At 62.0% G+C, this 20,060-nt stretch carries 16 protein-coding genes; 9 read left to right on the forward strand and 7 right to left on the reverse strand.

Features of this window, described 5'->3' with window-relative positions; all coding sequences use genetic code 11:
- Positions 1-235 precede the first annotated feature (235 nt).
- A complete protein-coding gene (locus AC1DZP_RS13855; RefSeq protein ID WP_095088868.1) occupies positions 236-982 on the forward strand; it encodes an SDR family oxidoreductase in 747 nt (248 codons plus the stop codon).
- A 186-nt stretch (positions 983-1,168) separates the two neighbouring features.
- Here AC1DZP_RS13855 and AC1DZP_RS13860 read toward each other — a convergent pair whose 3' ends face one another.
- From AC1DZP_RS13860 to AC1DZP_RS13870, 3 genes are all read right to left on the reverse strand, one after another.
- Entirely contained in the window at positions 1,169-2,035 is an 867-nt protein-coding gene (locus AC1DZP_RS13860) for an SH3 domain-containing protein (protein ID WP_477303071.1), read from the reverse strand.
- A 343-nt stretch (positions 2,036-2,378) separates the two neighbouring features.
- Positions 2,379-3,665 carry an NAD(P)/FAD-dependent oxidoreductase gene (locus tag AC1DZP_RS13865; RefSeq protein WP_477303073.1) on the reverse strand — a complete coding sequence of 429 codons (1,287 nt, stop codon included), beginning with the start codon at positions 3,663-3,665 and terminating at the stop codon, positions 2,379-2,381.
- 98 nt (positions 3,666-3,763) lie between these two features.
- On the reverse strand, positions 3,764-5,200 hold the full coding sequence (locus tag AC1DZP_RS13870) for a glutamine synthetase family protein (protein WP_477303075.1): 1,437 nt from the start codon (positions 5,198-5,200) through the stop codon (positions 3,764-3,766).
- A gap of 156 nt (positions 5,201-5,356) precedes the next feature.
- Between AC1DZP_RS13870 and AC1DZP_RS13875 the strand changes: the two genes are divergently transcribed.
- A complete protein-coding gene (locus tag AC1DZP_RS13875; protein WP_477303077.1) occupies positions 5,357-6,073 on the forward strand; it encodes an HAD family hydrolase in 717 nt (238 codons plus the stop codon).
- A 43-nt stretch (positions 6,074-6,116) separates the two neighbouring features.
- On the opposite strand, the gene AC1DZP_RS13880 is transcribed toward AC1DZP_RS13875, so the two are convergent.
- The 3 genes from AC1DZP_RS13880 to aceA form a co-directional block, all read right to left on the reverse strand.
- Positions 6,117-6,569, reverse strand: a complete 453-nt coding sequence (locus AC1DZP_RS13880) for an ANTAR domain-containing protein (protein ID WP_457152492.1) — start codon at positions 6,567-6,569, stop codon at positions 6,117-6,119.
- Positions 6,570-6,798: 229 nt separating this feature from the next.
- On the reverse strand, positions 6,799-7,041 hold the full coding sequence (locus AC1DZP_RS13885) for an SMc00767 family acetate metabolism repressor (protein ID WP_095088567.1): 243 nt from the start codon (positions 7,039-7,041) through the stop codon (positions 6,799-6,801).
- Between the two features lie 58 nt (positions 7,042-7,099).
- Positions 7,100-8,389 (reverse strand): isocitrate lyase, encoded by a 1,290-nt coding sequence (gene aceA / locus AC1DZP_RS13890; protein ID WP_477225438.1) that lies wholly within the window; start codon positions 8,387-8,389, stop codon positions 7,100-7,102.
- A gap of 236 nt (positions 8,390-8,625) precedes the next feature.
- Between aceA and AC1DZP_RS13895 the strand changes: the two genes are divergently transcribed.
- From AC1DZP_RS13895 to AC1DZP_RS13920, 6 genes are all read left to right on the forward strand, one after another.
- Entirely contained in the window at positions 8,626-10,068 is a 1,443-nt protein-coding gene (locus tag AC1DZP_RS13895) for a helix-turn-helix domain-containing protein (protein WP_095088564.1), read from the forward strand.
- 150 nt (positions 10,069-10,218) lie between these two features.
- Positions 10,219-11,172, forward strand: a complete 954-nt coding sequence (locus tag AC1DZP_RS13900; RefSeq protein WP_477303079.1) for a DMT family transporter — start codon at positions 10,219-10,221, stop codon at positions 11,170-11,172.
- A 350-nt stretch (positions 11,173-11,522) separates the two neighbouring features.
- Positions 11,523-12,620 (forward strand): polyamine ABC transporter substrate-binding protein, encoded by a 1,098-nt coding sequence (locus AC1DZP_RS13905; RefSeq protein ID WP_477303081.1) that lies wholly within the window; start codon positions 11,523-11,525, stop codon positions 12,618-12,620.
- Positions 12,621-12,702: 82 nt separating this feature from the next.
- Complete coding sequence (locus AC1DZP_RS13910; protein ID WP_095088558.1) at positions 12,703-13,842, forward strand: ABC transporter ATP-binding protein; 1,140 nt, start codon at positions 12,703-12,705, stop codon at positions 13,840-13,842.
- A gap of 9 nt (positions 13,843-13,851) precedes the next feature.
- Entirely contained in the window at positions 13,852-14,823 is a 972-nt protein-coding gene (locus AC1DZP_RS13915) for an ABC transporter permease subunit (RefSeq protein WP_477303083.1), read from the forward strand.
- On the forward strand, positions 14,820-15,638 hold the full coding sequence (locus tag AC1DZP_RS13920; protein WP_477303085.1) for an ABC transporter permease: 819 nt from the start codon (positions 14,820-14,822) through the stop codon (positions 15,636-15,638). The genes AC1DZP_RS13915 and AC1DZP_RS13920 overlap by 4 nt, the downstream gene beginning before the upstream one ends.
- A 68-nt stretch (positions 15,639-15,706) precedes the next feature.
- Here AC1DZP_RS13920 and AC1DZP_RS13925 read toward each other — a convergent pair whose 3' ends face one another.
- Positions 15,707-17,560 carry an AsmA family protein gene (locus AC1DZP_RS13925; protein ID WP_477225443.1) on the reverse strand — a complete coding sequence of 618 codons (1,854 nt, stop codon included), beginning with the start codon at positions 17,558-17,560 and terminating at the stop codon, positions 15,707-15,709.
- A gap of 200 nt (positions 17,561-17,760) precedes the next feature.
- Between AC1DZP_RS13925 and AC1DZP_RS13930 the strand changes: the two genes are divergently transcribed.
- A complete protein-coding gene (locus AC1DZP_RS13930) occupies positions 17,761-19,731 on the forward strand; it encodes an acetoacetate--CoA ligase (RefSeq protein WP_477303087.1) in 1,971 nt (656 codons plus the stop codon).
- Positions 19,732-20,060 lie beyond the last annotated feature (329 nt).

Raw genomic sequence — 20,060 nt, forward strand, 5'->3', positions numbered from 1 at the left:
AGCCCGATGCCTCGGAGGCTTGTCGACAGGCGCGGCCCCGGAAGCCTTCGCAGTTGCAGCATAGAGCGGGATCGAAGCGAAAGCCAAAGGAGAAATCGGCGATGACCGCACATCTTTCGACCAAGCCGGTTAGAAGTCGTGGGCCGGCTGGAAGTCGTGGCCCGGTCAGAAGTCGTGGCTTTGCGTTTGCCGCGGGCACTCCGGTCGATCGTCACCAACCATGAGCGGGAAAAGCATGCGTCTGGAAAACAAGGTTGCCGTGATCACCGGTGCGGCCGCGGGCTTTGGCGAGGGCATCGCCAGGCGCTTTGCGCAGGAAGGCGCCAGGGTCGTCGTCGCCGACCTCAACGCCAAGGGCGCGGAGCGTGTCGCCAGCGAAATCGGCGAGGCAGCGATCTGGACCCAGACCGATGTTTCGCTGCGGTCCGAGTTCGACGAGATGGTCTATGCCGCCAAGAGCGCCTTTGGCCGCATCGACATCATGGTCAACAATGCCGGCTACACCCATCGCAACGGCGACATGCTCAACGTCGACGAGGAGACCTTCGACCTGATCACCGCCGTCAACATGAAGGCGATCTATCACGCCGCACGCGCCGTGGTGCCGATCATGGATCGGCAAGGCGGCGGCGTCATCCTGACCACGGCTTCCACCGCCGGTCTGCGGCCACGGCCCGGCCTCACCTGGTACAATGCCTCGAAGGGCTGGGCGATCACCGCCACCAAGTCGATGGCGGTGGAACTGGCGCCGAAGAACATCCGTGTGAACTGCCTCTGCCCGGTTGCCGGCGAGACCGGCATGCTGGAGAAGTTCATGGGCGCCGACACGCCTGAAATCCGCGAGAAGTTCCGTGCGTCGATCCCGCTCGGCCGGCTTTCAACACCACTCGATATCGCCAACGCCGCACTCTGGCTGGCGTCGGATGAAGCCGCCTTCATCACCGGTGTGGCGCTGGAAGTGGACGGCGGACGCTGCATCTGAAAGCGGCAATGCCCCGAAAATCGGTACCGATTTTCGGAAAGGATCATGTGCAAATCAAAATGCCGCACGGAGGCAGCATTTCGGCGACGGGTCTATCTCTTGTCTTGACGCAATTCGCTCAGGGAAAGCGCTACGCGCTTTTCCCGGGGAAACCGCTTCACACTTTTCCTGAAATTGCTCGAGTCGTCAGGCGCCGGTTTTGATGTAGGTCTTGTAGATCCAACCGGTCTTGCCGTTGTAGGTAATCTGGCACCACTTCTTGCAGCTCATCACTTGCACCGAGCTTTTGGCTGGCACCGTGAGGATAGCGGCCGCATTTTTCTTCGGGCCGCTGCGCATGGTCACGGCCCGCAAGATCAGTCCGGTTCCGGCGGCCTCGACTTTGCGTGGCTTCGACTTGGCCTGGCTGTCGTCGTCTTCAGCCGCTGCGGGCTGCTCTGACGGCACCTGCGGCTGCACCGCCGGGATGGCGGCGGTTCTCGCGTCATCGGGATGGCTACCCGCCGGCGGAGTGGGGGCGGCAACCTTGGCAAGTTCGCTGGCAGCATCGCTATCTGCTGCCGGTTGCGCGAATGCCACCGCGGCTTTGTCCGGTGCCTGTTTAGCCTGGTTCGCCACCAGGCCGGGAGCAGGCGTACCGGCAGCGGATGCGGCCTTCGACTGCGAACCGGTCCAACGCGGATCATTGGCTGGCAGCGCCGGTATGGTGGCTTGCGCGGCCGCCACGGTCGGCAAAATCTTGTCCGACTTGCGCGCCGCCTGCGGCACGGCCGCTGCAGCCACAGTTGCTCCCGCCGGAGCGATTTTCGTCGTTTTCACCGGAATGGTTGGAATGGTCTGCTCGGGGCTCGCCGCCGCTTGCCTGTCATTGGCCGGCAATGCCAGCCACAGCGCCACCGCGGCGACACCAAGCAGTGCGGCGGTGCCGATCGCGGCGATCACCAGATGCGAATTCGAGCGAACCTCCTGCCAGAAGGACGGCCGCATGTCATATCCGAACTGCATGGCAAAGCGCCGACGTTCCGGCGTACCGAAACTGAAGGGCTCTCTCACTCTTGCCACCTCCATAAGCGGGCCGATGTTCTTCCGATCAAATGCCAAGAACCTGGCGCCAGATCTGCATCAGTCCCAAGAATCAAAGCGGGCAAGCCCGCAGAATTCCCCGTCAGTAACCCACAACCGGCATCTTTATATCGCTGATTGTGGCATCACTACGCCCTCATCAGGGATTCTGCTCCTTTGGAGGGGATTCTGCAATGTGCCGTTACGGCAACAAATATTACAGCAATATTACATAGATGAGAGCGATCCTGTCCGTCCGGACCACGATCCCGAAAAGTGACCATGCGGTTTCGCAGGAGATCACGCTCCCAATTCCACCTGGACAGAACAGCTTCTAGATCCTGTCGCGCAATGCGAACCAGTTGAGTGCCAGGAACAGCAGCGGCGCGCGGAAGCGCCGGCCGCCGGGGAATGGCGGGATCTTCAGATCCTCGATCAGCTTCAGGCGGTCGCGGTTGCCGGCGACGGTTTCAGCATAGAGCTTGCCGAAGAAGTTCGACAGCATGACGCCGTGGCCGGAATAGCCGCCGGCCGAGATCACATTGGGCATCACTTCGCGCACGAACGGCTTGCGCGGCACTGTGATGCCGACATAGCCGCCCCAGCCATGCGTGATCTCGACATCCCTGAGTGCCGGATAGAGTTCGACGATCTGACGGCGGATGTGGATGTGGATGTCCTTCGGATCGTTGACGCCATAGACTTCACGTCCTCCGAACAGCAGCCGCCCGTCCTTCGATCTGCGGAAATAGCGCACGACGAAGCGGGAATCGTCGACCGCCTCGCCGCCCTGCAGCACTGTCGAGTCCGCGCCCAGCGGCACCGTTGCGCCGATGAACGAACCGATCGGCATGATGTGCGCGGCACTCACCGGCTCAAGCGTGCCGCCATAGGCGTTGACCGCGATCAGGCATTTCTGCGCTGTCAGCGTGCCTCTCGGTGTCGAAACCTTGACCTTGCCGCCACTTGAAATGATGCCGGTCGATGGCGTTTCCTCGAACAGTTGCGCGCCGGCTTGCGCCGCCACCCGCGCGGTGCCGATCACCAGCTTCATCGGGTGGATGTGGCCGGTGCCGGTGTCGCGCGTTCCGCCGAAATAGGCGGTCGAGCCCAGCCGCTCCGCCGTCTCCTTGGCATCCATGAACGAGATATGCGGGTAGGAAAAACGGCTCGCCATGATCTCGGCATGCGCCTTGTAGTCGTCGACATAGCGCGGCTTGTGCGCCACCGAGAGCTGGCCCGGCATATAGTCGATATCGATCTGGTTGGCGGCGGCAAACTCAAGGAGATGCGCCTTGGCCTCTTCGGCAAGGTCGAACAAAGCCTTGGCGCGGGAGAGGCCGTATTCGGCTTCCAGGTCCTCGACCCAGGCGCGCTGGCCGGTGCCAAGCTGGCCGCCATTGCGCCCGGAGGCGCCATCGCCGAAGCGGTAGGCTTCAATCAGCACGACATTCGTGCCTGCCTTGGCAAGGTGAGCAGCCGCCGACAGGCCGGTGAAACCACCGCCGATGATGACGACATCGCATGTCTTGTCGCCATCCAGCGCCGGATATTCCGGCCGTGGGCCGGCGCTGTCCTCATACCAGGAACGGCCGGGAGAAATCGGGGATTGGTAGGGCATGATGGAGGAAAGACTCGGTGATTCAGAAGGAGGAGGAAAAAAGCGAATAGCGAATAGCGAATAGAAAAATATCGGGCACCTTCGCTACTCGCTACTCGCTAAACATTCAGCAGCAGATACTCCCGCTCCCACGGACTGATCACTTCCATGAACGTCTCGAATTCCGCCCGCTTGATCGCCGCATAGGTCGCGGCGAAGGATTTGCCGAGCAGTGCGCAAAGTTCCTCATCGCCCTCGAACAGGTCGACGGCTTCGAGCAGGCTGCGCGGCAGGTCGATCTCGGCCGCGTTGGCGGTGGTCAGCACGGGAGGCTCGGCCTTGATCTTGTTGGTGATGCCGATCAGCCCGCAGGCAAGCGATGCCGCCAGCGCCAGATAGGGATTGGCATCGGAGGAGGGGATGCGGTTTTCGACGCGCCGCGCCGCGGGATCCGAGCGCGGCACGCGGAAGGCCGTGGTGCGGTTGTCGTAGCCCCATTTGTTGTTGACCGGAGCCGACGCCGCCTGTGTCAACCGGCGGTAGGAATTGACATAGGGCGCGAACATCACCAGCGCGTTCGGCACATGCTTCTGCATGCCGCCGATGAAATGGAAGAAGTCTTCGGTCTCCGAGCCGTCCTCTGCCGAAAAGATGTTCAGTCCGGTCTTCTTGTCGATGATCGACTGATGGATATGCATGGCTGAGCCCGGCTGCCCCTGGATGGGCTTGGCCATGAAGGTGGCGTAGATTTCGTGCTTCAGCGCGGCCTCGCGAATGGTGCGCTTGAACATGAACACCTGGTCGGCCAGCTCGATCGGGTCACCGTGGCGCAGGTTGATTTCGAGCTGACCGGCGCCCTCCTCATGGATCAGCGTGTCGATCTCCAGGCCCTGGCCCTCGGAGAAATGGTAGATGTCGTCGATCAGTTCGTCGAACTCGTTGACGCCGGCGATCGAATAGCCGGCGCCGCCGCCGATGGCGCGCCCCGAACGGCCGACCGGTGGCGTCAGCGGATAGTCCGGATCGGGGTTCTTGCGCACCAGATAAAACTCGATCTCGGGCGCCACCACCGGCTTCAGTCCACGCTTGTCGTAGGCGGCAAGCACGCGCTTCAACACATTGCGCGGCGTGAACTCGACCGAGCGTCCGTCCTGGTGGACGAGGTCGCAGATGACCGCGGCCGTCGGGTCTTCTTCCCAGGGCACCACAGTCAGCGTCGACAGGTCCGGCATCAGCTTGAGGTCGCCATCGTCTTCCGGATAGTGGAAGCCGTTGCCATCCTCGGGATAGCCGCCGGAAATCGTCGTCATGAAGACAGCCGACGGCAGCGCCAACGAGGTGTTGGAGGTGAATTTCTTCGACGGCATCATCTTGCCGCGTGCGACGCCGGCCTGGTCAGGTGTGATGCACTCGATGTCCTCGATGCCGCGCCATTCCAGCCAGGCGCTGGCTTCCTTCCAGTTCTTGACGCCACGTTGGTTTTTCACGAAGGCAGGCGTACGCGCCCGTCCTCCGCGGCTCGACGGACGGACTTCCTTTTTTGCAGGCGGCATCATTCACCAGATTGGGTTGCGGATTGTGGAGTATAGCCGTGCGCCCCTGTGGAAGGGAAGGGGAGCCACGTCGGGCGTTGGCCGACACGGTTGAAAATCACGCCAATCGGCTTAGTTTCCCAATCCCAATCGAGACCCCGATCCCAATCGAGACTTTGCATGCAGCACGACAGCAAACTGACGACGATCGGCTTCGATGCCGACGACACGCTCTGGCAAAACGAGCAGTTCTTCCGCATGACGGAGAAGCGCTTTGCCGCCATGCTTGCCGATCATGGCGAAGCCGAGCACATCTCGGCACGATTGCTGGAGGCCGAAAGACGCAACCTTGCCGTCTATGGCTTCGGCATCAAGGGATTCACGCTGTCGATGATCGAAACGGCGATCGAGGTCACGCAAGGCCGTGTGCCGGCTTCGGTGATTTCAGAAATTCTCGATGCCGGCCGCGAGATGCTGAGCCATCCGATCGAGGCACTGCCGCATGCGCGCGAGACGATCGAGAAGCTTGCCGGCGCATTCCGCCTTGTGCTGATCACCAAGGGCGACCTCTTCGACCAGGAGCGCAAGCTGGCTGGATCAGGCCTCGGAGATCTGTTCGACGCGATCGAGATCGTCAGCGACAAGAGTGCCGCCACCTATTCCCGCCTCTTCAGCCGCCACGGCGATGGTCCGGCAAGAAGCATGATGGTCGGCAATTCGCTGAAGTCGGACGTGGTGCCGGCCATCGAGGCCGGTGGTTGGGGTGTCCACGTGCCGCATGAACTCACCTGGGTGCTTGAGCATGTCGAGGCTCCGGTGACCGAGCCACGCTTTCGTGAGATATCCGATCTCGGACAACTGCCCGGACTGGTCGAAAGCATCGTCAATCCGGACTGATCGCGGGGCCTTCCTATTTTGCGCAATTCCGGACGGAAATTGCTTAGCGGTTGATCAGGCGATCAATCACCGGCTGCAGCCGTTCGGGTGTGATCGGCTTGGCGACCACCACGTCTATGACGCTCGACAGGCCCAGGCTCTCCGGCGTGCCATTCTTGGTTGAAAGCAGGATCACCGCCGGAAGCGATTTGCCGGAGGCTCGCCGCAACGCGTCGATGCTGGCCATCAGATTGTCGCAGTCCTTGTTGTCGGCGCCGCCGTCAAGGACAACCGCGCCGGGAATGAGGGACCGCAGGATCTTTACCGCCATGTCGGGAGATTCCGAGATTGGCTTGAGCCCGGATCGCTCGACGATCTTCGAAATCACCACGCGATTGATCGGCGATTTGCAGACGACGAGCACTTGCGATGGATCGCGGATCGTTTCTGTGTTCGAGTCGCGGGCAACAAAATTCAGGTGTCTTGGAGTCTCGCCTTCGCGGTTCACTGGGCACACAAGTCGGCCAAGAAGCTCGCCCCTATTTCAATGCAGAGTTGAATCTGGAGCGCAATTGGCGTGAGATCGCCGTCTATGTCAAGTTGAAATAAAAGCCCCCAGATCATCCCTGGGAACAATGAATTTCAAGCAACGCTACTGTACTCAACTGTCCACAGGTGGGCTTCATAAAAAGAAAATTCACCTGCGCAGAGACTGCGCAGGTGAAGGGTCGGTTGCGCGAGTTCGATCAGCTGTGGCTCTGCTGCGTGACGATCACTGGGATCAAGAGATCGCCCCAGTTTCCGTCGCCGCCGTGATGCCGTGCCGAGCGCACGAGCTCCACCGAGACGCCGGCCTCGACTGCCTTCATCACCGACTGGTTTAGGCGATGCAGATCATTGGCCAGCATGCGGATCGTCGCTTGCTGGTCGACGGTCATCGTTGTGGCCTGTTCTTCGGCGCGTTCCTTGACACGGCTTATCGATGCCATTGGTCTTCTCCTTGTGTTCCAAGCCCTGTTGGGCGTTTCCTCTGTGTTGTTCTGTTTGCTATTCGGCGGCCGGCTTGAATTGCGCGTGCTCGGTCGACTCGTGCATGGCGGTGGTCGACGACTGGCCGCCAGTGATCGCCATCGACACGGCGTCGAAATAGCCGGTGCCGACCTCGCGCTGATGCTTGGTCGCGGTGTAGCCATTGGCCTCCGCCGCGAACTCAGCCTCCTGCAACTCGGAATAGGCCGCCATCTGCCGTGCCTTGTAGCCGCGCGCCAGTTCGAACATGCCGTAGTTGAGCTGGTGGAAGCCGGCGAGCGTGATGAACTGGAACTTGTAGCCCATCGCGCCAAGCTCCCTCTGGAATCTGGCGATCGTCGCGTCGTCGAGGTTCTTCTTCCAGTTGAACGATGGCGAGCAATTGTAGGCGAGCAGCTTGTCGGGGTGATGCTTGCGCACGCCTTCGGCGAATTTCTTGGCCTGCGCCAGGTCCGGCTTCGAAGTCTCGCACCAGATCAGGTCCGCGTGAGGCGCATAGGCGACGGCGCGGGCGATGCAGGGTTCGATGCCGTTCCTGACGTTGTAGAAGCCTTCCACGGTGCGCCCGGCGCCGTAGTCGACGAAAGGCTTGTCGCGTTCGTCGATGTCGGACGTGAGCAGCTTGGCGGCTTCCGCATCGGTGCGCGCGACGACCAGGGTCGGCGTGCCCATCACGTCCGCCGCAAGGCGCGCGGCGTTGAGGTTGCGAATGTGCGCCGCGGTCGGGATCAGCACCTTGCCACCGAGATGGCCGCACTTCTTTTCCGACGCCAGTTGATCCTCGTAGTGGACGCCAGCCGCGCCTGCCTCGATGAAGGCCTTCATGATCTCGAAGGCGTTGAGCGGTCCGCCGAAACCGGCTTCCGCATCAGCCACGATCGGCGCGAACCAGGTCTCGACCGAAAGCCCGTTGCCTTCCGAGGTCTCGATCTGGTCGGCGCGCTGCAGCGTGCGGTTGATGCGCTTGACCAGTTCGGGCGCCGCGTTTGCCGGATAAAGCGACTGGTCCGGATACATCGCGCCAGCCGTGTTGGCGTCGGCGGCAACCTGCCAGCCCGACAGGTAGATCGCCTTCAGCCCGGCGCGCACCTGTTGCATCGCCTGGTTGCCGGACATGGCGCCGAGTGCGTTGACGAAGTCCTCCTCGTGGATGAGCTTCCACAGCCGGTTGGCGCCCATTTCCGCGACGCTCTGGCGGATCTGAACCGAACCGCGCAGCCGCTTCACATCCTCCGGCGAATAGGGCCGTTCGATGCCGTCGAAACGACCTTCCGGCGCCGAGGGGACAAGGTTGTAAAAGTCAGTCATTGGTCACTCCGAAGGATTGCTACACCCGTGTCCGGCGCCAATGATCTGCGCACCGGGATATGACTGAATTTACATTGCGGTGCGAAATGGGCCAGAGAAATCAAGGAAATCAGCTTGAAATAGGGGAAAACCTGTGTTGTGTTTGACAGGAAGCCGTTGTAAATTTGTCATGATTGTAAAAGATGCGGGCGTGGGGTCGCCGCGAAAGTGGTGTAAATTATTGTCAAGGACAGGTGATGGCTGACCAGAAGATCTTTGCCGGGCCGCGCATTCGGCGCATCCGCAACGCCAAGGGCCTGACGCAGACGGCGATGGCCGAGGGGCTCGGTATCTCGCCGTCCTATCTCAACCTGATCGAGCGCAACCAGCGGCCGCTGACGGTGCAATTGATCCTCAAGCTGGCGTCCGTCTACAAGGTCGATCCGCACGAACTGCAGGGCGAGGCAAGGGGGTCCGTCGCTGCCTTGAAGGAAGTGTTCACCGATCCTCTGCTGGTCGGCGAGTTGCCGGGAGATCAGGAGTTGATCGAGCTTGCCGAGGCGGCGCCCAACGCGTCGGCGGCGGTGATAAAACTGTTCCGCGCCTATCGCGAGCAGGCCGAGCGCCTGTCCGACCTCAACGAGCTCCTGGCGCGCGAAGGTCGGGCGACCGCACTTTCCGGCGCTCGCTTGCCGATAGACGAGGTGCACGAGATTTTCGAGCGCCGGCCCAACCATTTCGCGGCACTCGAGGAAGAGGCCGCGGCGTTCACCTCGGTGCTTGATCCCGGCGACGATCTGTTCGGCGCGTTGAAGGCCTGGCTGAAGCGCGAATACGGCATCGTGGTCAAGGTGCTGCCGGTCGCCACCATGCCGAACTGGCGCCGCCGTTATGATCGCCACTCGCAGCGCCTGTTCCTGTCCGAACGGCTGTCGCCGTTCGACCAACTGCGCGAAGTGGCGATGGAGGCCTGCCTGATCCGCATGACGGTCGCGGTCGCCGGCGAGATCCAGGCGCTCAAATTGACCACCGACGAGGCACGCCGTCTCGCCCGTTTCGAACTCGGCCGCTATGCGGCGCATGCGCTGATGATGCCCTACCAGGCCTTTCATGCGGCTGCCGTTCGCGCCCGCTATGATATCGACGTTCTGCGTTCGCGCTTCGGCGTCTCCTTCGAACAGGCGGCGAACCGGCTGACCATGCTGCAGCGGCAGGGCGTCCAGGGCGTGCCGTTCTTCATGCTGGAGGTCGACAATGCCGGCAACCGCTTCCGCAAGGCCGGCAGCCAGGGCTTTCCGCAAAGCCGCTTCGGTGGCGGCTGTCCCAAGCTGCCCGTGCATGTCGCTTTCACCCAGCCCGGCCAGATCTTCGTCGAGGCGGTGGAAATGCCCGACGGCGCCGAGTTCCTGTGCATTGCCCGCACGCTGGAAGGTCCGCAAGGCGCCTTCTCCGAGCGTCCGCGCCGCACGGCGTTGCTGCTTGGCTGCGACATCGGCTTTCGCGACGACATCGTCTATGGCGCGGCACTTCCCGGCGCGGCTGCCACCGCGAAGGCGGGCAGCGTCACGGCGACGCCGGTCGGGCCCGCCTGCCGGCTTTGCGAACGCGTCGGCTGTCTGGCGCGTGCCGAGCCGCCGGTGACGCGTCCGCTTGGCCTCGACGAGATGGTGACCGGCCTGAGTGCCTTCGACTTCCAGTGACCCCAGGCCCCAGTGACGCTGTGCCGGGTGCCACAATTGTCGTCGATCTCTGGCTCACCCCCGGCCTTCGCCTTTGCGTTACGCGAACGGAGTATCTTTTTGTCGTCCCTTGCGCATCGTCCCGTCCACAAAAGCCCGACAGTCGCGCCCATGACCGACACAGCACCATCACCGAGCGTTGTTTTGTCGACCGTCTCGCCGCGCGACGAACGCGTAGGCATGCTTTTGGTGTTCCTGTCGGCGCTGATGTGGAGTTTCGGTGGCACCATCGCCCGCTTCATCGTCGTCGGCGACAGCTGGACAGTTATTTTCTGGCGCTCCGTCTGGGCAGCGGCCTTCCTGATCTGCTTCATGGTCTGGCGCGACGGGTGGCGCGGCACGCTGAAATTGTTCCGCGACATGGGTCTGCCCGGCCTGGCCGTCGGGCTCTGCTTCGCCACGGCATCGACCGCCTTCGTCGTCGCACTTGCCTACACAACCGTCGCCAACATCCTGCTGATGCAGGCCGGCGTGCCGCTTCTGGCGGCGCTGTTTGCCTGGGCGTTGTTTCGCGAGAGGGTGAGTGTCGCGACATGGCTGGCGATCGCCGCCGTCATTACCGGTGTCGCCATCATGGTGTCGGAATCGCTCAATGGCGCCGTCTCGCCGATAGGCGACGGGCTGGCGCTCTTGATTGCTGTCATGTTCTCGATCGCCACCGTCATCACCCGGCGATTTTCCAGCGTTCGCATGACGCCGGCGACCTGTCTCGGCACCATGCTTGCGGCGGGCTTTGCCGCCTCGCAGGCATCGACATTCGCCGTGTCGGCCAGTGACATGGGCTTTCTGTTTGCCTTCGGCGTGGTCAATCTCGGTCTTGGCCTGGCCTTCTTTGCCACCGGGGCGCGGCTGATCCCGGCGGCCGTCGCCGCATTGCTCGGCACGTTCGAGCCGATCCTCGGCCCGATATGGGTCTGGCTCGTCCATTCCGAAGTACCGTCGGAGCGCACCATCATCGGCGGCGGGGTGGTGGTGACGGCGCTGCTCGTCCATATCGGGCTCGAATTCAAGCGCCAGGCGCGACCCGAGCGTGCAGGGGTCACAGGGGTGCCATCGCCTAATTGATGCGGCGTGCAAGCTTTGCCATTGACAAATTCGCTGCCGCGCGGGCAGGCTGAGACTACGCAACAACAAGACAGGCGTATCTTGCCAAGTCTCCCTGCCGGTCAGATCGAGACCGGACCACATCGTCGTATCTCTGCCCCCGCCACGGCGAAAGCCTTTGACGGTATCCGCACGCCTCCCAGGCAGCGACAGGGACACAAACCCACCACCCGCCGCTCATCGAACCGCCCGCATGCTGTCGGCAGTTGGCGCTTGTTGCTTCCTGGAAAGCTCAATAGTCTGAAACAAATGCCCGGCCGCGCGGGGTCCGCGACGAGCCGGCGAAGGAACACTCATCAAAGGAGAATAGCATGATCCGCAAAGCGCTCTGGCTTTCGGCGACCTCGGTATTTCTGACGCTTTTCACCGTCGGCGGCCATGCCGAAGACCGCGTCGTCAACGTCTTCAACTGGTCGGATTATATCGACAGTTCGATCATCGATGATTTCACCAAGAAAACCGGCATCAAGGTCGTCTATGACACCTTCGATTCCAACGAAATCCTGGAAACCAAGCTGCTTGCCGGCGGCAGCGGCTATGACGTGGTCGTGCCCAGCGGCAACTTCCTCGCGCGCCAGATCCAGGCCGGCGTGTTCCAGAAGCTCGACAAGTCGAAACTGCCGAACATTTCCAACATGTGGGACACGGTTTCGGAGCGAACCGCCAAATACGACCCCGGCAATGAATACTCGGTCAACTATATGTGGGGCACGGTTGGTCTCGGCTACAATATCAAGAAAGTGCAGGCGGCACTCGGCACCGACAAGATCGACAGCTGGGATGTGTTCTTTAATCCGGACAGTCTGGCCAAGTTGAAGGACTGCGGCGTCTATGTGCTGGATTCACCGGCCGACATCATCCCGGCGGCGCTGAAATATCTCGGTCTCGACCCCAACAGCACCTCGCCTGACGATATCGCCAAGGCCGAGGAGGCCCTGCTCAAGGTCCGGCCTTACATCAGAAAATTCCACTCCTCGGAGTACATCAACGCACTCGCCAATGGCGACATCTGCCTGGCCGTAGGCTGGTCTGGTGACGTGTTCCAGGCCCGCAACCGCGCGGTCGAGGCCAAGCAAGGCGTGGAAATCGGCTATTCCGTGCCGAAGGAAGGCGCTCAGATGTGGTTCGATCAGATGGCGATCCCTGCAGATGCGCCGCATGTCGCCGAGGCGCTCGAATTCATCAACTACATGATGACGCCGGAAGTGATCGCCAAATCGTCGAACTATGTGCTCTACGCCAACGGCAACAAGGCGTCGCAGCAGTTCGTCGACAAGGCGCTTCTCAACGACCCGTCAGTCTATCCCGACGCGGCGACCTTGCAGAAGCTCTATACGGTTCAGCCTTACGATCCCAAGACCCAGCGTCTGATCACACGCAGCTGGACCAAGATCGTCACCGGCCAATAAGCAATCCGAGACGGTCCCGGCAGCCACCTGCCGGGACCGATTCTTTCTGGGGCAAGAAGCAAGAAACAGGACGGAGTGGGATATGAAATCGCTTGGCAGCATCCGCAGGGATTTTGCGCCGTGGAACGACCCGAACGCCAAGCCATACATCCAGTTCGACAATGTCACCAAGAAGTTCGGTGACTTCACCGCCGTCAACAATCTGTCGCTGACCATCTTCGAGCGCGAGTTCTTCGCCCTGCTCGGTGCGTCGGGCTGCGGAAAGTCGACGCTGCTCAGGATGCTCGCCGGATTCGAGGAGCCGACAGCTGGCCGCATCCTGCTCGACGGCCAGGATCTGCGCGGCATTCCGCCCTATCGCCGGCCGGTCAACATGATGTTCCAGTCCTATGCGCTGTTTCCGCATATGACGGTCGAGAACAACATCGCCTTCGGCCTCAAGCAGGACGGCATGCCGAAGCCCGAGATCGCGTCACGCGTGGCCGAGATGCTGAAGCTGGTCAAGCTCGAACAGTTCGCGAAGCGCAAGCCGCATCAATTATCCGGTGGCCAGCGCCAGCGCGTCGCGCTCGCCCGCTCGGTCGCCAAGCGGCCGAAGGTGCTGTTGCTCGACGAGCCGCTCGGCGCGCTGGACAAGAAGCTGCGCGAGGAAACACAGTTCGAACTGATGGACCTGCAGCAGAATCTCGGCCTGACCTTCGTCGTCGTCACCCACGACCAGGAAGAAGCGATGACCATGGCCGATCGCATCGCCATCATCGACAAGGGCGAGGTGATGCAGGTGGCGACGCCGGCCGAAGTCTATGAAGCGCCGACATCGCGCTTTGTCGCCCATTTCGTCGGCAACGTGAACATGTTCGAGGGCAAGGTCGCCGAGCAGACCGCAAACACGACACGCATCGCGGGTTCGAGCGGAGCCCAGATCGTCGTCGACAACGCCGCCAAGACGGCTGCAGGCGCCGATATCGTGTTCGCCATCAGGCCGGAAAAGATCAAGATTTCGTCTAAGAAGCCTGCCGATGCGGTGAATGCACTTGAAGGCGAAGTCTATGACATTGCCTATCTCGGCGACATGACCGTTTTTCACGTCAGGCTGGATGACGGGCAGATGGTGCGGGCCAGCACCATGAATGCCGCCCGCATCACCGAGGATCCGCTGAGCTGGAACGACCGCGCCTGGGTTTCTTTCCGGCCCGACGCCGGCGTCGTGCTGACGCGGTAGGGGGCGGTCATGTCGAACGCCGCCACCACCGCCTCATCAGCCCCGGCAACCAATGCCGACAAGTCCATCCTGGCCAGGCTGGGAGCGGCTTTCGTCGGCCGCCTGGTCATCATCGTCCCCTATGTCTGGCTGCTTTTTTTCTTCCTCGTTCCCTTCATCATTGTCTTCAAGATTTCGCTGTCGCAGACGGCGATCGCCATGCCGCCCTACACGCCGGTGCTCGACTTCAAGGGCGGCATCTCCGGGTTCTTCGCCGGCTTTGGCGCGCTCAGCTTCGACAACTACGTCTGGCTGACGCAGGATGCCCTCTATTTCAACGCTTATGTGACAAGCGTCATCATCGCCGCGATCTCGACGGTCCTGACGTTGATTGTCGGCTACCCGATCGCCTATGGCATGGCACGCGCGCCGGCAACGATCCGCCCGACATTGCTGATGCTGGTGATCCTGCCGTTCTGGACCTCGTTCCTGATCCGCGTCTATGCCTGGATCGGCATCCTCAAGCCGGAGGGGCTGCTCAACCAGCTGCTGCTGGCCACAGGCATCATCAGCCAGCCCTTGATCATCCTCAACACCTATACGGCGATCTTCATCGGTATCGTCTATTCCTACCTGCCGTTCATGGTGCTGCCGCTCTATTCGTCGCTCGAAAAGATGGATTATTCGCTGATCGAGGCCGCAAAGGATCTTGGTTGCCCGCCGACCAGCGCGTTCTGGAAGATCACCTTCCCGCTGTCGCTGCCCGGTGTCATCGCCGGCTGTCTGCTGGTGTTCATCCCCGCCGTTGGCGAGTTCGTCATTCCCGATTTGCTCGGTGGATCGCAGACGCTGATGATCGGCAAGACGCTGTGGAACGAGTTCTTCGCCAATCGTGACTGGCCGGTCTCGTCGGCCGTGGCCGTCATCCTTCTGCTGCTCTTGACCGTGCCGATCATGTTCTTCCAGCAGGCCCAGGCGCGCGCCCAGGAGCAGGACAAATGAACACCACCTGGAGCCGATTCAACGTCACCTCGATCGTGCTGGGCTTTGCCTTCCTGTACCTGCCGATCGTCCTGCTCATCGTCTTCTCCTTCAACGAGTCGAAACTGGTAACCGTCTGGGGCGGTTTCTCGACCAAATGGTACGTTTCGCTGTTCCACAACCAGGGCCTGATGGACGCCACCTGGGTCACAGCGCGCGTCGGCGTCATTTCGGCCACGGTGGCGACCGTGCTCGGCACGCTGGCGGCGCTCACCTTGACCCGCTACACGCGCTTCAGGGGCAGGTTGCTGTTTTCAGGCATGGTCTTTGCGCCGCTGGTCATGCCGGAAGTCATCACCGGCCTGTCGCTGTTGCTGCTGTTTGTCGCCGTCGGTCTCGACCGCGGTTTCCTGACCGTCACGCTCGCCCACATCACGCTCACCATGTGCTTCGTCGCCGTCGTCGTGCAGTCGCGCCTGGTCAGCTTCGACCGCTCGCTGGAAGAAGCTGCGATGGATCTTGGCGCAACGCCGGTGAAGACCTTCTTCCAGATCACGCTCCCGGTCATCATGCCGGCGATCGTGTCCGGCTGGATGCTGGCCTTTACGCTTTCGCTCGACGATCTGGTCATCGCCAGCTTCACCTCCGGGCCTGGAGCAACAACGCTGCCAATGAAGATCTACAGCCAGGTGCGTCTCGGCGTGACGCCGGAGATCAACGCCGCTTGCACGATCCTGATCGCCGTTGTCGCGGTCGGCGTCATCATCGCCTCGGTCGCCAACAAGCGGCGTGAGGTGCAGCGCCAACTCGACGAGCGGGCCGCAGAACGCGGCTGAGGCAATTCCGGGAAAAGCGCGTAGCGCTTTCCATAGGGAATTGCTTCAGGACAAACCGGCGGTAAGGTCTATTCGCCAGAAACGCCGCGGCTGATCGGGGAAATGAACGGCGTGCTCCACGTTCCTCCGACGAAGAAGGATGACTGGATGGGGCCTTGCTGGCCGTTGGCCTGCGTTGCCGCCTGGTCCGGCTGAATGATACCGCCGGACAAGGCCAGTCCTCGTCCGGTGTAGGACGCGATCCCGGACAGCCAGAGCTTGTACTTCGCCGAATTGGCTTCGGCCTTGTCGATCCGCGCCACGCCCTTCGTGATGCTGGCCTTGATCTCGGCACCGTCGATCGGCAATGTTCCGTCGGAGACGTCGTCGAGCGCGAAGAAGCCGCCTTGTTCGGTATGCTTGAGGAAGGCGGGCAGGTTGAGCTTGCTCAACACACCCGGTCCGAACGTCGCGGAGACCGAGCCGTCGGCATTGTCGAAGATGGAGTCCCAGGTTCTGCCTGGTCCCTTGAGGATCACCGAGACCGTTCCGGTGGCGACCGGCACCAGCCGGGTCATCCCAGCCGCCGTGCCGAAGGCGCCGCCATCGATGTCGGACGCCAGCAGCTTAATCTCGACCTGCGAGCCTTCCGGTTTGCGGTCGAAGCGAAGGCTGCTCTGGATGTTGCCGCCAAAGGCCGAGGCATCGGAGATATCGAAGACGGAAAGACCATCCTTGACCTGGGCGGTGGCGGCGACGTCGGCGAGTTGGATAGGCCCCGCCGTAGCGTGCGCTGCCGACAGCCTGAGATCGAGGTTGACCTTGTCGGCGAAACTTGTGTCGATGTCGCCGGGTTCCGCCCCTCCGGTCGGCGCCAGCGGCGTGAAGGCCGACAGAAACGATCTGAGGTCGAGCGTGTCGAAGGCGAGCGTCCCGGAGATCACCGGTTGCGCCTCGCCCAACGAGAGATCCAGCGCGCCCATTCCCGGATTGTTGTCCAGCGCGATCGCGGTGTTGTCGAATTTGACTCGCCCTGCCGTCGCGGTGATCTTGCTCGAAATGCTGACCGAACCGATCGCAGCACTCGGCGCAATGCCGGCCTGCGACCACTCCAGGACACGCCGTAGCGAAGGTGCCGAGAATTTCGCCTGACCGTCGAAGTAAGCGTTTTCGGACATGCTGGCCGTGCCGTCGAACGAGAAGGTCGCGGGCGCCGCCTTGAAGGACAGCGTCAGCGGTGCCGTACCGCCGGCAAACAGCACAAGCGGTTTCGGCGAGGCGACGTCCAGCGCGACGCTTTCGCCGCGCCAGATCCCAGTTGCCGACAGCGTCGCATTGCTGTTCATCGCCGCCCAATTCGCCTGGCCGGACAGGCTGCTAAGGATCTCGACATCCTTGCCGGCGATGGACGCCACCATGCGGCCGTCGCGGAACTCCACCGTGCCGAACGTGTCGGCCGGCAGCTTGTCGAGGTCGGGCTTGGCGGGGTCGGCATTGACCACGCCGCGCGCCGTGTCGATGGAACGCGTGATGCGCCCGCCGGTCGGGACGGCGGGCAGGAAAAAGCCGGCCGGCGTTCGCTCAACCCGGATCGTCGGCCGCACCAGCCGCGCCGTCGAAAACTCCACGTCGCCGCGCAAGGCCGCCATGGCGGAAAGGTCAACCTCGACCCGCTCGGCCTCGACCACCGGCGGCGCCTCGGTGTCGGTCCATTGCGAAAGCGTCACATCGGTCAGGATCGCGCGGAATTTCGGCCAGACCTCGATGCGCGGCGAGCCGTCGATGGCGACCCGGAAGCCGCTCCACGCACTCATTTCCCAGGCAATGCGGTCACGCACGATTCGGGTGGAGGCGATCAGCGGCAGGGCGGCAACGACCAGCGCGATGACGAGCACGGCAGCGCCGATCGCCCATATTCCGCGCCGGATCAAAGTTGATGGCATATCGCCCCGTATGTTTCCATTCCGACAAAAATCGCCTGACGGGTGTAACCCCAGTCGTCACTACGACTTAGGGCTGAGGCATTTCAAGTCTTTATGGCCCGGCGATGGCATTTGCGCACATCTGGTCTCACTGACCGAACAAAATCTTGCTCTGCTGCGCTGCGATATGCATAAGCGGTGGCGACCGTGGAGGAACGATCATGGCTGCCGAAGTACCGCTCTGGACCCCGACGCAAGACCAGATTGATGCAGCACCCTTGACCGCTTTCACAAAGGCTGCGGCAGTGAAAGCCGGCGTAGCGTTTTCTTCGTATTCGGAGCTCCACCGCTGGTCGGTCGAGGACCGCGAAGGGTTCTGGAACCTGGTCTGGGACTTCGGCGGTATCGTCGGCGACAAGGGGACCAATGGGGGCGAGCGCGTGCTCGTCGACGGTGACAGGATGCCTGGTGCCTCGTTCTTCCCCGACGCGACGCTGAATTTCGCCGAGAATCTGCTGAAGAAGACCGGCGCTGGTGAGGCAATCGTGTTTCGCGGCGAAGACAAGGTCGAGCGCCGACTGTCGTGGAACGAGTTGCAGGCGCTGACGTCACAGCTGCAGCAGCTTTTCCTGTCGCTCAAGGTGAAGAAGGGCGATCGCATCGCAGCGATGATGCCCAATATGCCGGAGACCGTCGCCGCCATGCTGGCTGCCGCCTCGATCGGCGCCGTCTGGTCGTCCTGCTCTCCCGATTTCGGCGAGCAGGGCGTGCTCGACCGCTTTGGCCAGATCGAGCCGGTGGTCTTCATCGCGCCCGATGGCTACTGGTACAATGGCAAGGCGATCGAGGTCGCCGACAAGATCGCCGCGGTTGCGGCCAAGCTTGGCACGGTGCGCAAGGTTCTGGTCGTCGACTATCTCGGCACCTCGAGCGATGTCGCTGATGTCATCGACAAGGCCGTGGCGCTGGAAGAGGCGCTTTCGCCCTTCGCCGTCAAGCCCGTCACCTTCGAGCGGCTGCCGTTCGCGCATCCGCTCTACATCCTGTTCTCGTCGGGAACGACCGGCATTCCCAAATGCATCGTCCATTCGGCCGGCGGCACGCTGATCCAGCATGTCAAGGAACATCGGCTGCATGCCGGTCTCACCGACGGCGACCGCTTCTTCTACTTCACCACCTGCGGCTGGATGATGTGGAACTGGCTGGTGTCGGGGCTCGCCTCGGGCGCGACGCTGCTGCTCTATGACGGCTCACCCTTCTACCCCAACGGCAATGTGCTGTTCGACTTCGCCGATGCCGAGAAGATGACCTTTTTCGGCACCTCGGCCAAGTTTATCGATTCCGTGCGCAAGGCCGGTCTCAAGCCGATCCGCACGCATGATCTGTCGAGCGTGCGGGCGATTTCCTCCACCGGGTCGCCGCTGTCACCGGAGGATTTCCGCTTCGTCTATGACGGCATCAGCAAGGACGTCCATCTGGCGTCGGTCTCCGGCGGCACCGACATCGTCTCCTGCTTCGTGCTCGGCGTGCCGACACAGCCGGTGTGGACCGGCGAGATCCAGGGACCTGGCCTTGGCCTTGCCGTCGATGTCTGGGACGACGACGGCAAGCCGATCCGCCAGGAGAAGGGCGAGCTGGTCTGCACCAGGGCGTTTCCATCTATGCCGATCGGCTTCTGGAACGATCCCGAGGGCAAGAAATACCAGGCCGCCTATTTCGAGCGTTTCGACAATGTCTGGTGCCATGGCGATTTCGCCGAATGGACCGTGCATGGCGGCATGATCATCCATGGCCGCTCCGACGCCACGCTCAACCCGGGCGGCGTGCGTATCGGCACGGCGGAGATCTACAACCAGGTCGAACAGATGCCGGAGATTCTGGAAGCTCTGTGCATCGGCCAGGATTTCGACAACGACGTGCGCGTCGTGCTGTTCGTGCGGCTCGCGGCCGGCGTCGAACTGGATGACGATCTGGAAAAACGCATCCGCTCCAAGATCCGCAGCGGGGCGAGCCCGCGTCACGTGCCAGCCAAGATCGTCGCTGTCACCGACATCCCACGCACCAAGTCAGGCAAGATCACTGAGCTCGCCGTGCGCGACGTGGTGCATGGCCGCGCCATCAAGAACAAGGAGGCGCTCGCCAACCCCGAGGCGCTGGAGCTGTTCAGGAACCTGCCGCAGCTGGCCGAGTGACCGGGCAGGCATGGTTAACCAAATATGTCGCGAGAATTTACCTAGATTTCATGAGTGGTACACATTCGTAAATTTTCGGCGGCGCCGGTAAGGAGTTGTTAAGGCCCGGCGTCGATAGTCGCACGTAACTTGAGGGAGAAATCCCGTTCCTCTGCCCCCGGAGGATCTGAATTCGCTCAAGCCCCGTTGTGACAGCAATCCCATCTCTTAAGGCGTCCTCTTGGGCGCCTTTTCTTTTGCTGCTGCATGCCGCCCAAAAGTGCTCCCGGTTTGGGAGAACGACATGCACAAGGATAAAGACCGAAAGCGCATCGCCTGAATCTGATCGG

It is taken from the genome of Mesorhizobium sp. P2_F8, from assembly GCF_056403655.1.

What these genes read in the sequence shown, in the direction of transcription:
- AC1DZP_RS13900 (WP_477303079.1), top strand. Translation starts at nt 10,219, where the DNA reads ATGACCGACACAGCACCATCACCGAGCGTTGTTTTGTCGACCGTCTCG.
- AC1DZP_RS13925 (WP_477225443.1), bottom strand. Translation starts at nt 17,560, where the DNA reads ATGCCATCAACTTTGATCCGGCGCGGAATATGGGCGATCGGCGCTGCC.
- AC1DZP_RS13930 (WP_477303087.1), top strand. Translation starts at nt 17,761, where the DNA reads ATGGCTGCCGAAGTACCGCTCTGGACCCCGACGCAAGACCAGATTGAT.
- AC1DZP_RS13910 (WP_095088558.1), top strand. Translation starts at nt 12,703, where the DNA reads ATGAAATCGCTTGGCAGCATCCGCAGGGATTTTGCGCCGTGGAACGAC.
- aceA (WP_477225438.1), bottom strand. Translation starts at nt 8,389, where the DNA reads ATGACTGACTTTTACAACCTTGTCCCCTCGGCGCCGGAAGGTCGTTTC.
- AC1DZP_RS13865 (WP_477303073.1), bottom strand. Translation starts at nt 3,665, where the DNA reads ATGCCCTACCAATCCCCGATTTCTCCCGGCCGTTCCTGGTATGAGGAC.
- AC1DZP_RS13885 (WP_095088567.1), bottom strand. Translation starts at nt 7,041, where the DNA reads ATGGCATCGATAAGCCGTGTCAAGGAACGCGCCGAAGAACAGGCCACA.
- AC1DZP_RS13875 (WP_477303077.1), top strand. Translation starts at nt 5,357, where the DNA reads ATGCAGCACGACAGCAAACTGACGACGATCGGCTTCGATGCCGACGAC.
- AC1DZP_RS13870 (WP_477303075.1), bottom strand. Translation starts at nt 5,200, where the DNA reads ATGATGCCGCCTGCAAAAAAGGAAGTCCGTCCGTCGAGCCGCGGAGGA.
- AC1DZP_RS13855 (WP_095088868.1), top strand. Translation starts at nt 236, where the DNA reads ATGCGTCTGGAAAACAAGGTTGCCGTGATCACCGGTGCGGCCGCGGGC.
- AC1DZP_RS13905 (WP_477303081.1), top strand. Translation starts at nt 11,523, where the DNA reads ATGATCCGCAAAGCGCTCTGGCTTTCGGCGACCTCGGTATTTCTGACG.
- AC1DZP_RS13915 (WP_477303083.1), top strand. Translation starts at nt 13,852, where the DNA reads ATGTCGAACGCCGCCACCACCGCCTCATCAGCCCCGGCAACCAATGCC.
- AC1DZP_RS13920 (WP_477303085.1), top strand. Translation starts at nt 14,820, where the DNA reads ATGAACACCACCTGGAGCCGATTCAACGTCACCTCGATCGTGCTGGGC.
- AC1DZP_RS13895 (WP_095088564.1), top strand. Translation starts at nt 8,626, where the DNA reads ATGGCTGACCAGAAGATCTTTGCCGGGCCGCGCATTCGGCGCATCCGC.